11 protein-coding genes and 1 pseudogene are annotated in these 14,700 nt (G+C 57.2%); 8 read left to right on the top strand and 4 right to left on the bottom strand.

Annotated elements, in window-relative coordinates:
* Position 1 precedes the first annotated feature (1 nt).
* Together tagF and AC02Y0_RS22420 are read left to right on the top strand one after the other, a co-directional pair.
* Positions 2-1,567, top strand: a complete 1,566-nt coding sequence (gene tagF / locus AC02Y0_RS22425; protein ID WP_476384304.1) for a type VI secretion system-associated protein TagF — start codon at positions 2-4, stop codon at positions 1,565-1,567.
* A complete protein-coding gene (locus AC02Y0_RS22420) occupies positions 1,560-2,501 on the top strand; it encodes a protein kinase domain-containing protein (protein ID WP_476384303.1) in 942 nt (313 codons plus the stop codon). The genes tagF and AC02Y0_RS22420 overlap by 8 nt, the downstream gene beginning before the upstream one ends.
* A gap of 12 nt (positions 2,502-2,513) precedes the next feature.
* Here the strand turns inward: AC02Y0_RS22420 and AC02Y0_RS22415 are convergent, their stop codons facing one another.
* Entirely contained in the window at positions 2,514-3,719 is a 1,206-nt protein-coding gene (locus AC02Y0_RS22415; protein ID WP_476384302.1) for a polysaccharide biosynthesis/export family protein, read from the bottom strand.
* 174 nt (positions 3,720-3,893) lie between these two features.
* Between AC02Y0_RS22415 and AC02Y0_RS22410 the strand changes: the two are divergent.
* From AC02Y0_RS22410 to AC02Y0_RS22400, 3 genes and pseudogenes are all read left to right on the top strand, one after another.
* Positions 3,894-4,022: pseudogene (locus tag AC02Y0_RS22410) on the top strand (IS6 family transposase); the annotation flags it as partial.
* A 113-nt stretch (positions 4,023-4,135) separates the two neighbouring features.
* On the top strand, positions 4,136-4,720 hold the full coding sequence (locus tag AC02Y0_RS22405) for a hypothetical protein (RefSeq protein WP_476384301.1): 585 nt from the start codon (positions 4,136-4,138) through the stop codon (positions 4,718-4,720).
* Between the two features lie 316 nt (positions 4,721-5,036).
* Positions 5,037-6,196, top strand: a protein-coding gene (locus AC02Y0_RS22400; protein ID WP_476384300.1) for an IS3 family transposase whose coding sequence is annotated in 2 segments (ribosomal slippage) — positions 5,037-5,301 and positions 5,301-6,196 — 1,161 coding nt in all. Because the reading frame shifts where the segments join, the coding sequence is not laid out codon by codon here.
* Positions 6,197-6,209: 13 nt separating this feature from the next.
* Here AC02Y0_RS22400 and AC02Y0_RS22395 read toward each other — a convergent pair.
* Entirely contained in the window at positions 6,210-6,803 is a 594-nt protein-coding gene (locus tag AC02Y0_RS22395) for a hypothetical protein (protein ID WP_476384299.1), read from the bottom strand.
* A 1,042-nt stretch (positions 6,804-7,845) separates the two neighbouring features.
* Between AC02Y0_RS22395 and AC02Y0_RS22390 the strand changes: the two genes are divergently transcribed.
* The 3 genes from AC02Y0_RS22390 (at position 7,846) to AC02Y0_RS22380 (ending at position 11,363) form a co-directional block, all read left to right on the top strand.
* The gene (locus AC02Y0_RS22390) at positions 7,846-8,292 is read left to right on the top strand and encodes a MerR family transcriptional regulator (RefSeq protein ID WP_476384298.1); all 447 of its coding nucleotides are present in this window, start codon (positions 7,846-7,848) and stop codon (positions 8,290-8,292) included.
* On the top strand, positions 8,282-8,860 hold the full coding sequence (locus AC02Y0_RS22385; protein WP_476384297.1) for a PIN domain-containing protein: 579 nt from the start codon (positions 8,282-8,284) through the stop codon (positions 8,858-8,860). Before AC02Y0_RS22390 ends, AC02Y0_RS22385 begins: the two co-directional genes overlap by 11 nt.
* Before the next feature lie 142 nt (positions 8,861-9,002).
* Entirely contained in the window at positions 9,003-11,363 is a 2,361-nt protein-coding gene (locus AC02Y0_RS22380) for a hypothetical protein (RefSeq protein ID WP_476384296.1), read from the top strand.
* A gap of 314 nt (positions 11,364-11,677) precedes the next feature.
* On the opposite strand, the gene AC02Y0_RS22375 is transcribed toward AC02Y0_RS22380, so the two are convergent.
* Together AC02Y0_RS22375 and AC02Y0_RS22370 are read right to left on the bottom strand one after the other, a co-directional pair.
* Complete coding sequence (locus AC02Y0_RS22375) at positions 11,678-13,426, bottom strand: ATP-binding protein (RefSeq protein ID WP_476384295.1); 1,749 nt, start codon at positions 13,424-13,426, stop codon at positions 11,678-11,680.
* Positions 13,423-14,358 carry an SIR2 family protein gene (locus tag AC02Y0_RS22370; RefSeq protein ID WP_476384294.1) on the bottom strand — a complete coding sequence of 312 codons (936 nt, stop codon included), beginning with the start codon at positions 14,356-14,358 and terminating at the stop codon, positions 13,423-13,425. Before AC02Y0_RS22370 ends, AC02Y0_RS22375 begins: the two co-directional genes overlap by 4 nt.
* Between the last annotated feature and the right edge of the window lie 342 nt (positions 14,359-14,700).

Here is a 14,700-nt window from a genome sequence, read left to right as displayed (position 1 = left end):
CATGCAGGACAAGACGCTTCGCACCGTGGACACGGCAGAGCATGATAGGATCGGCTTTTTCGGAAAGCTGCCCAGCCACGGTGACTTTGTCAGCTGGGGTTTTTCCCGCGACTTCGAGCTGACGATACAGAAGTTCCTCCAGACGGGACTGCAGTCCTGCCAATCGAGTTTCGGATCGGACTGGGAGCCGACTTTTGCCAAAATGCCCCCTTGGCGATTCATCGTTGAGAGGGGCCTTTGGTGCCCGGCAACAGTAGCCGGCGTGCTGATGACCAGTCGCGATAGGGTGGGACGGCGGTTTCCGCTCGTCGTCGCGCTGCAGATGCATGGTTTTACCGGGCATCCGCACCAACTCTATCTCGACGAGAGCTGGTTCACAGCCATCGAAGCCATGGCAGAAACCGCCGGGCTTCGAGATTTCGACCTGGAGCGATTTACCGCCTCGCTCAGGCGGTTGCGGCGACCAAGACCGGGAGACCTACCAGAAGGAACAAGCCTCACTCGCAAGGCAAGCGACAGCATGTGGTGGTCCGTCGAAGCCGGTAGTCGCATCGTTCGCGGGTTTCGCGACACCGGAGCGCCGCGTGGCGAGGATTTACTCAAATTGATGCGGCTCGGGATGCAGGGCGACAAGGACGGGCAGACCGCCGGGGACAGAGCGTTCCAAGCTTCCCCGTACGTCCGCGAGCCAATTGGCGCACACGGCGCGGCAGCCGACGCCGTTGCGGGAGAGGCCAGGCGCTCGACACTCCGCAACGCGTCCCTATCCTCTGCAGTACAAGACTATGCCCCGGCCAGAGAGACCAGCAGAGCCTCGGCGGCGAGCATTTACGCGTCATCGCCTGTTTCCATCGCCCAGGCCAACCGACCGTCCGCGGCAATCGACAAGATCCAACCGATGCAGTGCAGCCATGCCTATGCCAGCCACGCGGGAACGCGGACCACGCTGAATGCGGACGCCTTGCTCGCGGCCGATGTCCCTGGACTGTTCGCGGTGGCCGACGGCATTGGCGATACACCGGGAGCAGCACGGGCAGCAAAGTTGGCCGTCAATCTTCTCGGTGAAGGCGCGACCGCGGGCCCCCTCGATGTTCGGCTGCAGGAGACCAAGGGCCGCCTCGGACGCGCCAACAGTTTGCTTTACTCCCATCGCCGGTTGGACGGCTCGGCAGCCGTGGCCTCGGTGAGCATCGTGGCACTGCTGGTGGACGATGCGCGAGCCCAGCTCGTCTGGGCGGGAGACGCGCGATGTTATCTCCTTCGGCAGGGCATGATGCGCTGCCTCACACGAGATCATATCGCTGTGGGTCTGCATTATCGTCTGGCGCGCGCGATCGGGCTTTCCGAGACGATGACCCCCGAATGGACGACGGAAAGCCTCGAACCGGGAGACCGCTTCCTGCTGTGCAGCGCGCCCTTGGTGCGCTTGCTCGGCGAACGGTCAATCGCCGAGTGCATGATTGCCGAAGAACTCTCCGTGACGCCTTCCGTTCTGATCGAGAACGGCCTGGTTGCAGGGGCACGGGAAAACCTTACGGCCCTTTGCGTAGCCGTCGATCATGCATGAAAAAGAAGACAGGCTGGAGCGCGAGATAGCGGAGCGCTTCGCAGAGTTGTGGCGGCTGCTCGATCCCGTTCACGGCTCTGGCAGCGTCGAATTCCGAGCGATGGCCTGCAACCAGATCATCTCGGCGCTCGAGCGCGGCATGCCGCTTTCCTGCCTCCCCGTCGAACCGGCGAGCTTTTCCAACACTTTCCGCTCCGAGCAAATGATCGCCCGAGGTCAAACCACGGAGCTATACCGGGTTCGCCATCGTGATCTGGATAGTGCGCATGTTCTGAAAATCCCAGGTCGAGACTGGGCCAGCGACCCCATCGTCCAGAAACAGCTGATCGCCGAAGCCCGGGTCGGACTGTCGCTCAGTCATCCGAACCTTGCAAAGACGGAGGTGTTGCTGGCGCTTGAGGATGGTCGTCGGGCAATCTTGATCGAGCTTTGCGGCATCCCGCTCTCTGAGAAGCTCAGAGCCGGCAACCTGGACGCTGCGCAGGCCGTCCAGGCGCTGATCGACCTGCTCGCAGGACTGCAGTACTTGCACGAATGCGGCTATGTGCATGGCGACATCGCAGCTGAAAACCTATTCAGCCCCCTCTCTCCGGGCGCAGGCTGGAAACTTGGTGATTTCGGCCTGACAGTAGCGGCCAGCACAACGCTGGCCGAAAGTGGTTTCGCCTTTGCCGGACGAGCAGCCCTTTCTTCGCCCGAACAAATTGCAGGGCGGGCTCTGACGCCACGTTCGGATCTCTATTCCGTTGGACGGCTTGCCGGCCAGATCGCCGCCCGGCTGGCCCAGTCTTCGGCATCCGTGGCTCAAGCCTTGTTGGCCTTCGAAGCCCTGAGCGCCGTGGAAGAACCGGAGACGCGCCCCAGCAGCGCTGCGGCCTGTCAAAGTCTGCTCCGTTCACATCTCGGAGCAGCGATATCCGCCTGCCACCGGTGAAACCTTGCGCGCTCAGGTCCCCGGCGGTTTCGGCAAGGGTGCAGCCGGCAGCGACGGGCTCTTCTGATAGATCGTGAAAAGCTTGCCGAAGTCAGCCATGGCCGAATTGCCCGCGTACAAGATATCGCCATCGCGCATCTTGAACTGCTGCATCAGCGCGAGATTTCCGACATCCTTCAGGTCGGCACGATAGATCGTGGGGCGAACCTGAACGGGTCCGGCGGCGGCCACGGTCTTGCCGTCGACGATGCGCGCGGGCACGTGGACCTGCTGGCTACGCAGCACATAGACCTGCCGGGCGTTTGCGCGATCATCCAACAACCCGCCAGCGCGTGCGACGGCCTCGGCCATGGTCAGGCGGCCGGGTTCGAAGGTGAATTCTCCGGTACTTTTGAAGGCACCCATGGCGGTGTAGCTCGGGGCATCGTCCTCCAGATAGAGCTGGTCGTCAGGAAGCAGATAAACATTCTGCTGATCCTCTTCGAGGATCCGCGAAAGCGGTGCGCTGGCCTTCTTCTGCCCCCGGATCAAGGTGACCATGACGGCGCCCGGCGACGCGGACGCGCCGCCGGCCAGAGCCACGACATCCAGCACGCGTTCTTTGCGCGCGCTGAGGCTTACGCGACCAGGCTGTCGAACGAGACCTCCGACGGAAACCGCGCTTCCCGGTCGCTCCGCAACCGAGACGACAGCTTGCGGATTGACCGCAGAGCCTTTGAGCCCCGCCACAATCCTGTCCTGCAGGCCCTGGACTGAGGAATCGATAACGCGTTGGCGACCGACGAAAGGCAAGTTGACGCTTCCCGAGGAGTCCACCGTAAAACGGCCAAGCGGCAATGTCTTGCTATTCGCAGACGCGAACAGGCCCTCTTCGCCAGTATCAAAAATCGTCACATCGATCACGTCGCCACGACGCAACCTCTGGTCGGAATATCCAGCGGAGCGGAAGACGGAAAGCCCTGCATCCGTCCCCGGCACGACCGGTTCAGTGAGGGTGATTTCGGCCAGTGATGCCTCGGCGAGACGCACGACCCTTGCCTTGCCTCCCGTCACAGGGTCCTTGGCACTGTAAAAGCTTGACGGCGAAGGGCCATCGGAAGGAGCAGCGCAAGCGCTGAGCATGAACGCCAGCAAGACCGGAAAGATTTTTTGCATCCTATGCACCATCACTGTTGTCAAATACAACGTTACCGTTAACATTTTCGAGCCAACCGACAATGCAGGATATGCAAGCAAACGGAGTGTCGGACTTCCGTTATGCCAAGTTGTGGCCTGGCTGCAACGATGTTTGATCAATCGATGGTCGAGAAGGGCCTGACGCAAATTTTCGTGGTTAACGCGCTGTCGACTACGACCGTGGAAATTCCGCTCCCGATGTAGCGGAGCGCAATCATGATTCTGAATGGCATGAACGAGAAGTTGAAGCGCCAGTCGAAGGATGATTTCAAAGGGCGGCATTTCGAGGCATGGCTGATAGTGAACACAGTGACCTGGTATCTGCGCTATCCGCTGAGCGATCGTGTCCCATGGCGTGGTGTAGCTGAGGGGTGGTCACCAGTGATTCGACACTCAACCAGTCAGAATGATCTACTCGGGCGGCTCTTCGGACTTTAAAAGGTCAACAAAGCGAGAAAATGCCGCCGTTCGCGCGGCGGTCTCAGCCAACTGAAAGGTTTGCGACAAGCCCCCTGGCTGTCATCAGCCAGAAGCAACAGGTTATCGCAGAACAGATTACCGAACGCCTGTTCAACGGCCATCCAGATGTCCAAGTTCTCAATAACATGGTTACGAGGCTCGAAGAGCAACGCATTGAGCTTGAGCGCGGACTGGGGGAGAAGCCGGCCACCACGACTGGCGAACCAAAACAGATCACGGTGAACGTATCGATGCTGAAGAGCGCTTTCGACGCCACGACGGCCATCGCGAGGCACGGCAATCCGGCAGACGATGTCGCCGCAGGGCATTGCAATCTACTGAGGGAGCTGGTCCAGAAGGTTGCCGTGCTGCTGCCATCTAACGGCAAAACTGCGGAGCTGACGGTTCACGGCAGATTGGCTGCTATCCTCCCTTCGATCCAGGCAGTTGATGAGCATACAGCGCAAAAGCGCGGCGCGTCTCACCCGGATTTTGCGCGCCGGATCAAGGCACGGGAGTTCAGGACGACGGAGGAGAAGCTGGACTTTGTGACGCGCTTCCCCGCGTCCATGGCAGAAGCGTAAGCTCAATGGCGCCGGTTACAAGTCTTATTGGTTGCGGGGGCCTGATTGCACAGAGACTTGCATAAAACCCGCATCGAGAGCGCCGAAACAAACCTTTCGTGGGGCAAGCATGATAATGCAACTTTCGCTTACATTGCATGCTTGTTCAGTCCGCCAGCCAAATCCATTAGTCGCAGATGGGACGCCTCGAGTCTCCTGCGTCATGGATTCTAGTTTCGCGCTCGGTCCTCTATTTTGACGATACGGCCATCTGGTCTGCCCCCTGAAAAGTGGTCCTTTTTGAAGTATGGCTTATGAGCCGAAGAAGGACATTGAAATGGCAGTGAAAAGACACAAGGCGGAAGAGATCGTCACAAAGCTTCGTCAGGTTGACGTGCTGAATGCGCAGGGCAAATCGATGGCGGAGGCGATCCGGTCGATAGGCGTGACGGAAGTTACATATTACCGCTGGCGGGCAGAATACGGTGGCCTGAAGAGCGATCAGGTGAAGCGTCTGAAGGAATTGGAGACCGAGAACGCTCGCCTCCGCCGGGCAGTTTCTGATCTGACCTTGGACAAGATGATCCTTGCGGAGGCCGCCAGGGGAAACTTCTAAGCCCCGCCCGCCGCCGCGCCTGTGTGGACCATGTCACTGCAGAACTGGGCGTGTCCGAACGACGGGCATGCCGGGTTCTCGGCCAACATCGTTCCACACAGCGCAAGATCGCAAAGAGCCCTGATGACGAAGCGGCATTGACTGCCGACATCACGGCGCTCGCCCTCCAATATGGCCGCTATGGCTATCGCCGCATCACCGCGATGCTGCACCAGGCGGGTTGGATCGTGAACGTCAAGCGGGTCGAGCGGATATGGCGGCGTGAGGGGCTGAAGGTTCCATCCAAGCAACCCAAGCGCGGGCGGCTCTGGCTAAACGACAGCTCGTGTATCCGGCTTCGACCGGAATACCCCAACCATGTCTGGTCCTACGATTTTGTCGAGGACCGGACCCACAGTGGAAAGAAAATCCGCATGCTAAACGTGATCGACGAGTTCACGCGAGAATGCATCGCCATCAGGGTCGAGAGAAGGCTGAAGGCTGTCGACGTGATCGATGTGCTCTCCGATCTCTTCATCCTACGCGGCATTCCTGCGCATATTCGTTCCGATAACGGCCCTGAGTTCATCGCCAAGGCTTTGAGGGAGTGGATTACGCTGGTCGGTGCCAAGACGGCCTACATCATGCCGGGCAGCCCGTGGGAAAACGGCTATTGCGAGAGCTTCAATTCCAAGCTCAGGGATGAGCTGCTCAACGGAGAAATCTTCTACACGCTCAAGGAGGCGAAGATCATTATCGAGGGTTGGCGGAGGCACTACAACACCGTTCGTCCGCACTCGTCACTGAACTACAAGCCACCCGCACCTGAAGCCACCGTGTGGCCGCGCCAGAACGGACCTGCTTCAACGCCAGCAGTGGCGGCCAGACCAAGCATGCACTAACATTAAACCCGGATCACCCAATGGGGGCAGGCCACCTCAGACCATCCTCAGAAAGCGTACCGTTTTCGATGACAGACATCAGGACGTTAGTTGCAATGCCAGGAAATCGCTGAACATCTTCTGGCATCACCTGAAAGATGTAATCACCGACGTTGATGCCGGCCGCATAAAGAGCTGATGTTACAAAGCTGTTGCTATTTTGGGCCGGTATGTAGTCGTAGTCTACGTTCGACCCGATGGTGGACATGCTCTGAAAGATGCTGTTGAGGACCGCCCAGAGCTGCTCGGCGGTTTGCCCCTCGCCGGGACTAATCTCGACACGAGCGTACCTAGCTTCGTCGGTGGGGACCCCATCTAACCCAACATAGTCTGCGTCATCAGGTGCCTCTCCGTGGTTCGCACGCGAGGTGTATTGCCAGTTCACATCCGAAACACCTCCGATACCGTAAAGCGCTCTCCACCCAGGAGCTTGAACCTCAATTTCCTCAAATACACCGGCGTCATTCAGATAAATGATTTGTAAGTGCCCGGAGTTCTTAAGCTGTGAAGGTATCAAGTGACCTTCGCTTGTCGTGACGAAATTTGCGGCCAGAAATACTTTTCCCATTGTCCTCTCCCATAAAAAATTGCCATTACTTTGTTTCCAGCCGGTATGTTACAACTACCTTCTGGGGCCTAAATCGACTTGAGTTAGAAAATTCAAGACGAATCCGAAGCAACCAGTCGCCTGAGCCACGTAGGGCAACGACGTGATCCAGTGGGTTTAAAACTTCGAGAGCCCACGGCGATAGCGGCCCAAAGTATTGGGCGGCGCTCGCATACCCTGAAAAGACGCGCCAGCCCTCGACAACTCTGATTCCGGAATGAAATTCCCCGGCGGCGGTTCGGAAACCGTGCTGAGACAGAAACGTCTCGAACAATTTCGCATCACCCAATTCGATCGCCACGCTGAAGAAGCAAACCTCGGCCTGCTTCTCACTTCGAATTGATCCCCAATCAACCAGAACAGCCTGCTTGTCGTCCCGTTCATAGCAAGGGTTCGGCAGTATTTTCTGACGAGCGTTGGCTTCATCGTCAGCGAATACATCGAACCCTGCAGGGGTAGTGCCTACCTGAGTTGAGAGAAGGTAAGTCTGCTGCGAGCGAGAAGCCACTTGGCTAGATATAGCAGAAACAGGGCCTGTGCAGGATATGAAGACCAGCGTGCTGAGTAGCCGGACCGATAGACGAATTTGGGATCGTCTCCAAAGGCATGAAGGCCGCAAGCAAAAAGGATCAGGCTGACAATTTGTCCTCATGCATGCCCCCACACCTCAAAATGCAACCATTAACAGCACATACGAGGCCCAGCAACCTATACTTCTTGCAGGTGCAAAAACGGGGCCTTGTATGTGAAGTTGCGTAAGCAATCGAGCTGCAAAGGGCCGGCAGTCGTTCTGAGAAAAGGAGCTTGTGGATGTAGCTGAGGTAGCTAACGCCCGCGGACAAAGCTTGCAGAGCTTAGAGTTTGAGCACTAGGCAGTTGATGTGAATCGAACCAGCGTTCCGAAGAACGGCCCCTCCAATGCCACCATTACACCCAACCCGCACTTTCAGTTATTGCAGTTAGAGGCCTTGTTTGCTATATTGGCGGATAAGGAGATATCGTCATGGTCAGCCAGATTGTTCATTTCGCCAGACTTTCAGATCGCGACCGAAAAATAGCAACGCCATTACCAAAGCTGGTTGCCGGCGACAGGCTGGAGCTCCACGTTCGTGATGCAGGTGGCAAGCAGCAGATGCTCCCGATCCCGCCCTCAGCCGCCGCGGCTGTTGAAGCTCTTCTAGCGCACATGCTGCGCGGAGAGCGTGTTGCCGTGCTGGCCGAGGATCAGGAACTAAGCCCGAGCGAAGCTTCAGCCATCCTCGGTATCTCCCGCCCGCTCGTCGTCTTACGTATGGACCGGGGCGAGTTGCCATTCCGCTACGTCGGTAAACACCGCCGCGCCCTCCTTAAGGACGTGCTCGCGTTGAAGTCGAAGCTTGACAAACGACAAACGGCGATGGAAGCGCTAGCCGAGGACACAGAGGACCTGATCGAGACCTATGGCCTCTAATCCGCCAGTCGCGGTCTACGATGCCTGCGTCCTCTACCCCTTCCACCTGCGCAACATTCTGATCCAGTGCGCCTTCGATGGCCTCGTTGAGGTGCGCTGGACCGATGATATACATGACGAGTGGATGCGCAATCTCGCCGCCAACACACCAGGCTTGTCCATCGAACGCCTGGAAGCCACGCGCGACCGGATGAACGCTGTCCTCCCAGAGGCAGTCGTGGAAGACCATCGCCCGTTTATTGCGGATCTCACGCTACCGGATCCCGACGATCGACATGTCCTCGCAGCAGCCATCGCCGGCAAAGCCTCCGTCATCGTTACCTGGAACCTTAAGGACTTTCCCGCAAGAAACCTTCTCGCACATGGTGTGACCAGCAAGTCGCCAGATGATTTTCTTACCGATCTCCATGCGGCGTTTCCGGAAGCGCTTATCTCCAGCGTCAGAAGTGCGAGGCATAATCTGCGCAAGACAATCCCATCGGTTGAGGCGTTCGTCGACTCGCTTGAACAAGGCGGGTTGAAGAAGTTTTCAGGGGTGCTTCGCCGGAACATAGCCGGATTGAAGTGAGCAGGATCCTTGAACTGCCGAGAGCGCCCCACGACTTCCGTGGGTTACCGTGTCGCCCTCGGCAGCTTTACGGACTTTTAACTGTCTGCCCCTAATTCCGCACGCCCTCGGCCTGAGGCACCGAGAAACTGCGGAATGACACATGCCAAACGAAGATCTTTCCAAACACCATTTTCAGAAAAAGATTTTGACCTACTGCGATGTCCGTATTGCACCCGTGACGCCGGATTGGGTCGTAGAGAACATAAGGCCGTACCTTATCGGTTTGATCACTCGTCGAAAGACACCCGCTCTTGCGAACAATCGCTATGACTGGCGGCACATTGCACATGATTGCGGAATCGATGAAGCCCTGACGACAACGCTGAAGAAGCAACTGCGACCAGCGTTGGATGCGATCATGCGCTGGCTGAAGGAGCCGCCTGTGGAAGACGACACTCCAATAAGCGAAAGACCGCATGCAATGCTGAAAGCCGGCACTAGGAAAAGGATCACACCTTCCTCGACGAGCCATCATCGAGAGCTCGCAGAGGTCGAGAGCCCGTCACCCCCTAACCGCCCCGGCCCCAAGCCGAGACCAGTGTCTGACAAACCAGAACCATTGTTCGAGGCGAACGAAGACCCGAGTTCATTCGCCGATGCACTCGCCTATCAAATGCGCCGCTTTGGCGAGAGTTACTGGCAACTTCACCGGGCGGTCATTCGCATAGACGAAACCTTTGATGCGAAGACCTTGCTGTCGTGGATCGAGGGTCAGCGTGTGCCTCGCTCGGTGGTAAGCTTCGACATCCTTTGCCGGATCGAGCGCAGATACGGCCTGCCGAACGGCTACTTCAAAGCGAAACTGCCACATCAGTCCAGATCGCTATATGGCCACGATCTGGAGGACATCAGCCCGGCGGAGCGGCGCCGGCTTGCCTGGCATCTTCCCGATGACTTCGGCAGCCTGCCATTTTCAAAGCGCGAAGAGATCCTGGAATGGGTCCGGCGCGTCATCATCTCGGGGTCCACGGACTACAGACGTTTCCAGGCGGCAGCTACGAAGCAGCGCTACGCGATCCGGTTCCCTGGGGTCACATATGGCGGGAGTGCACTCACTCCTCGACTGGCGGCTTCTAGCTGGCTGCGAGATGAGGACGAAAATGGGCCTTCGACCGAGGCGCACGAGGATCCAGATCTGCTCTCCGGTGTCATCGATGCACCCCCTCGGCTTGCGATGGAAATGGCAGACCTCATCCGCTTCAAGACGTCGACACTGACCGAGATAGGCTACCGCAGGAATGGCGTCTGGAATGAGGAGACGGCCAGCCAGAAGATCGAACATCTCGGCCTGATGTTTGGGGCACTTGCGGCATCCCCGAACGGGGTTGTCAAAGGTCGAGGCGTGCCGCTAAGCCAACTCACCTTCGGTCTCCTGATCTTCCCCGGAGTGTGGGACTGGTATTTGCAATGGCGGGAGCGCCGTCGCGGCTTCTTCACCAAATGGGAGGAAGACATGCTGATGGTTGCCATGGCCCTCACTCGCGCCGAAGTCGGCTGGATCCGGCAACATCCCGAGTTGTTGCGCAACGTGAAGCCGATCGACGGACTGATTACGACAGACGAGATCGAGGCTGCTCGTCGAGATTGGCACGGTGCATGCGAGGATTTCCATCGCCATGCAGCCAATCGATCAAAAGAAATCCAGCGGGTGATGCGGGTTCACCGCGATCCGTTCGAGCCTATCATGTGCGTGCTCGAGGCAGATAGCCCGCTCGCTGAATATCGCAAGATCACCGAGGAGATCTTAAAGCGAATGCCCGATGAGCACCGTTACCCGAGAGCAGCCGCTGAGGCCGTCCGTTCGTTCTTGATGCTAAGGCTTGGCTTACATCTCGGCCTCAGGCAGAAAAACCTTCGGCAATTGCTAGTCTGCCCGCGCGGACAATTCCCGACGGCAGAACGCCGGCTGGAAGACATGAAGCGCGGCGAACTGCGTTGGAACGAACGGGAGCGTGGGTGGGAAGTCTTCATCCCGTCCAACGCGTTCAAGAACTCGGGCTCATCCTTTTTTGGGCAGAAGCCGTTTCGTCTGGTACTGCCGGATCTTCTTGATCTCTACACCTATCTCAATGCCTATATCGAGCGGCATCGGAAGGTGCTGCTAGGGCGCGCGCCCGATCCGGGCACGCTTTTCGTAAAAACCGTCAAAACGACCAGCATCGATGCGGCGTATAATCAGACAACATTTTACGAGGCTTGGCGATTGGCGATTCAACGCTACGGCATCTACAATCCATATACCGGCCGCGGCGCGATTAAAGGTCTGCTACCGCATGGCCCCCACAACGTCCGAGACGTGCTCGCGACACATATCCTAAAGCAGACAGGATCCTATGAGCAGGCAAGCTATGCCATCCAGGACACGCCTGACGTCGTGCAGCAGCACTATGGGCGCTTTCTGCCGCAGGACAAAGCAGCATTGGCGGCGCGGATCCTCAACCAGGTATGGGAGGCAGCGTAGAGTGGCGGATGCGCCGCTCAGCCGATTGCAGGCAGATGCGCAAAGTAGCAACGCCCGTCTACGACACTGCCTGTTGTCTCCGCCTTGAAAAGAATCGAACCATCTACCCAGTGTCTGTCTGGTAAGGATTGAAAGCAAAATCAATCACTTGGAGTTATTAGAGTGCCTATTTTTTGCGATGAGCGGACGGAAAGGTCGAAGGCGAATATCGAAAAGCTGCCATCGACATTTCGATGTCAAGATTCAAACTCTGCTAGCTGCATTCGCTCTGTCTAGACTAAAGCAGCTATTATTAGATTTGGCCGAAGTGCGTACTACGCGCTTCTCGACTGTCCGCGCAAACATTCAATGGCTGCCGCAATGGCGGCATGGTCTGGCTTGACCGATCCCCATTCTTTCCAGAAATCTCGCGTCGCGCTATCCGGCGCCACTTTAGGTATGTCGAGTTTAATCCGCGTCGGCAGCAAAACGGCATCACCTAGTAGCAGCGCCTCACCAGTGTCGAGCAGCGGCAGGATACTTGTAAGTCCTGAGAGGGAGTCCGGCATCAAGCGCTTGATAACGCCCTGATCGGTCTCGTTAGTCAGGCGCAATGCGAGGAAATTGTTGCACTGGCTCAGGATCGTACGGCTTACATCCGACGGACGTTGGCTGACGACGAGAAGCGAGAAGCCATATTTCCGACCTTCCTTTGCGATCCTCTCGAACGACCCGAGGGCCTGGCGCTGAACCGCATCTGCATCATCACGAACGGGAAGATAGAGATGCGCTTCGTCACAAAGCAGCGTGACCGGCGTCCGATTCTTTCCATTCATCCAGAACTGAACATCATAGAGCAATCTTGCCAGCGTTCCTGTCACTACAGGGAGGACGTCAGCGGGCACTTCGGAGAAATCTATTACTTTGATACCCGTGCCATCTCCAGATTGCAGTAGCTTCAGTACCTGCGCTGCAAGCCACTCGTATTTCATCGCTACAGGCGGAGGCGCGAACATAAAGCCATAGCGCCGGTCATCAAGCTTCGCTTCAAGACGCGACAGGAAGCGTGTGAGCTTGTCCTCCCATTCGCCCTTCACCGGGCCGGTCTTGCCAACCCCCTTCGTCGTATTGTCTGCGTTCAGAAGCCCGACCAACCGTTTTAAATCGTAGGGTACCGGCGAATCCACAGTAAATGTTTTCCTGATGTCCACTTTGCGCTCGGCATCCAGTGTCTGCCCCTTTAAGGAGCGAACATGCAGGGTAAACCGTGACGCCTGATTGGGTGCGTTCTGGTCGCTGCGATCGAGGATCATCGATAGCATTTCGTCACGGTTGAGGAGCCAATAAGGTAGGAACAACGTGTCGTCGCCCGGATTCTCCAAATCTCCGGGGCCAGCGATACGGAAGCGTGTGGCAAATCCTCCGTTCTCTTTGTCTGCCAATGGCGCGTATTCGCCGTGCATGTCGAACACAATAATGTTCGGAAACTTCAGTTTCGCGGCCCGTTCCAGGATCAGTGCAACTGCCCAGCTTTTACCCGATCCAGTGCTGCCGAGGATTGCGGCATGCCGCTGGAAGAACTTGTCGCCACTAGCGATCGCGTCCGCCGTGCGGTCCGCGACGAATTTGCCGAGCTTGAGCTTCTCGTCGTCGGAAAACCCCGCCCCAAGGATGCCCATAAAGCGTTGGAGGTTTCTGCCCTCAATCACAAAGCAGTCTCGGTCGATCTGGGGAAAACTATCTGCACCGCGCTTAAACGTGTTTCGCCGATCTCCCTCAACCGTTCTGTATGTACCGATCAATATGCCCTGGATCAAATCCGTCGGCACCGCCGCCAGAAGCGCACCGTCGCCATCTTCAGCATCAGGGCCAGGCAGTTCGTCGCCAATGCTGCGGGTGACGCGCTCAGTCATAGCTATCAGATATTCGCGCTCCGTCGCGCCGCGAATTGCCAGAAGTTGGCCAATACCAATTCGCGTTAGTAGAACGGAATTGGTAACATCAACCGCGACACGGCTGGTATCAACCGACGCGACGCGCCCAACTTTATCATCCTCGGTGAACTGGAGAGCGGCTTCAATCATGGTTCGAGCACCTCTGTGACGAAAGAGCCTAGATCCCATAGGTCCAGCCCCGGAAAGAAAGTCTCCGCACCCGCGGCAAAGACGCTAGAGCCAGAAGCGCCACCTTGTTCGTTGCGCTGGATAGCGATGACATTGCGACACTCATTGACCAGCTTCACCGCGTTGTCCGAAAGTCCGTAGGTCAGTAAGAGCGTGGGCACGCCACCACGAATTCGGGGCGTGAGGTGGGTCTCCAAATGATCGTCATTGAAGCCGTATCCAATGACCAAAAACCGACTGGCGCGATCAATTGCTGAATTTGCACGTTCACGATGGCGATCGAACGGGCTTTCGTAACCGTTACGAAACTTGTTCAGTCCCGGCGTAATAATCAGCCGTGGTAGATCGAGGTCGCCGGAATAGCGGACAGGCCTCCCATCACGGTGATACCAATCGAGGCTGCCGTGTGGCTTGAAGACGTTGGCACGCGGGCGATAGCGGTACTGCGCTCTTCCAGCTTTCAAGGTCACTTCTCGGCAGAAGCTCAAACGGCTTTCTTGCTCGTTCAATTCACCCGCGAACTGGCCGACAAACAATGTATCGACTCCGAGGCCAGCTTCTTCGACAGCAATCTCAACCAAGCGATCATAGTTCGTCGTGACGATTGGAAGTCCGGTCTGAGGTTTCAGCAACTGCTTGATGAGCCGCGTTAGACGCAATGTTCGCGTGCGTGAAAACACTTCGGCTACGATTTGGCGCTCACGCAAAGCGATTAATTCGGCGGTACGCGCGACGATCGCTGCCTCCAATCCTGGTGTAGGAGGCACCTCTAGCAGAGCCGTTTCTAGCCCCTTTATTGGCAGGAGCGGTGAAATCACGTTCCATTGATTCATGTCCGCACCCGCCAAGCCGATCGCCACCGTCGCGTCGAGATGAGTTGCCAACTCACCCATACCTGGAAGCCCTTCAGCGCAGGATAGCCCAGAGCCGACGATTGTTACCAAGCCGTCTGAGAGATGTTGTTGAAGCTGGACCTTAAGGTCATGAAGTTCCAAAAGAATTCGCCCCCATCTCAACTGAAGTAACTTCAGCTGAAGTACACGCAAAGTTTGCGCTGATCACAGTGAATCGCGCAGCCACAAGCTAACAGGACGGACTGCTCTTTCAAGAGAGTATGGCCGATACAACCATGGATCAGAGTTTTCCAATTCGGCGACACATCCGTGTTGAAGGGCAACATCGTGCACGTGTCCTTTTGGGGACGACGCCATCTCAAGCTGGTGGCCGGATCAACA

This window comes from Allorhizobium sp. nf9_anc, assembly GCF_056323085.1.
The sequence above is the reverse complement of the archived record's forward strand: the minus strand, read 5'-3'. Positions and strand labels throughout refer to the sequence as shown.

What these genes read in the sequence shown, in the direction of transcription:
- tagF (WP_476384304.1), top strand. Translation starts at nt 2, where the DNA reads ATGCAGGACAAGACGCTTCGCACCGTGGACACGGCAGAGCATGATAGG.
- AC02Y0_RS22420 (WP_476384303.1), top strand. Translation starts at nt 1,560, where the DNA reads ATGCATGAAAAAGAAGACAGGCTGGAGCGCGAGATAGCGGAGCGCTTC.
- AC02Y0_RS22405 (WP_476384301.1), top strand. Translation starts at nt 4,136, where the DNA reads ATGCCGCCGTTCGCGCGGCGGTCTCAGCCAACTGAAAGGTTTGCGACA.
- AC02Y0_RS22395 (WP_476384299.1), bottom strand. Translation starts at nt 6,803, where the DNA reads ATGGGAAAAGTATTTCTGGCCGCAAATTTCGTCACGACAAGCGAAGGT.
- AC02Y0_RS22390 (WP_476384298.1), top strand. Translation starts at nt 7,846, where the DNA reads ATGGTCAGCCAGATTGTTCATTTCGCCAGACTTTCAGATCGCGACCGA.
- AC02Y0_RS22385 (WP_476384297.1), top strand. Translation starts at nt 8,282, where the DNA reads ATGGCCTCTAATCCGCCAGTCGCGGTCTACGATGCCTGCGTCCTCTAC.
- AC02Y0_RS22380 (WP_476384296.1), top strand. Translation starts at nt 9,003, where the DNA reads ATGCCAAACGAAGATCTTTCCAAACACCATTTTCAGAAAAAGATTTTG.
- AC02Y0_RS22375 (WP_476384295.1), bottom strand. Translation starts at nt 13,426, where the DNA reads ATGATTGAAGCCGCTCTCCAGTTCACCGAGGATGATAAAGTTGGGCGC.
- AC02Y0_RS22370 (WP_476384294.1), bottom strand. Translation starts at nt 14,358, where the DNA reads ATGGGTGAGTTGGCAACTCATCTCGACGCGACGGTGGCGATCGGCTTG.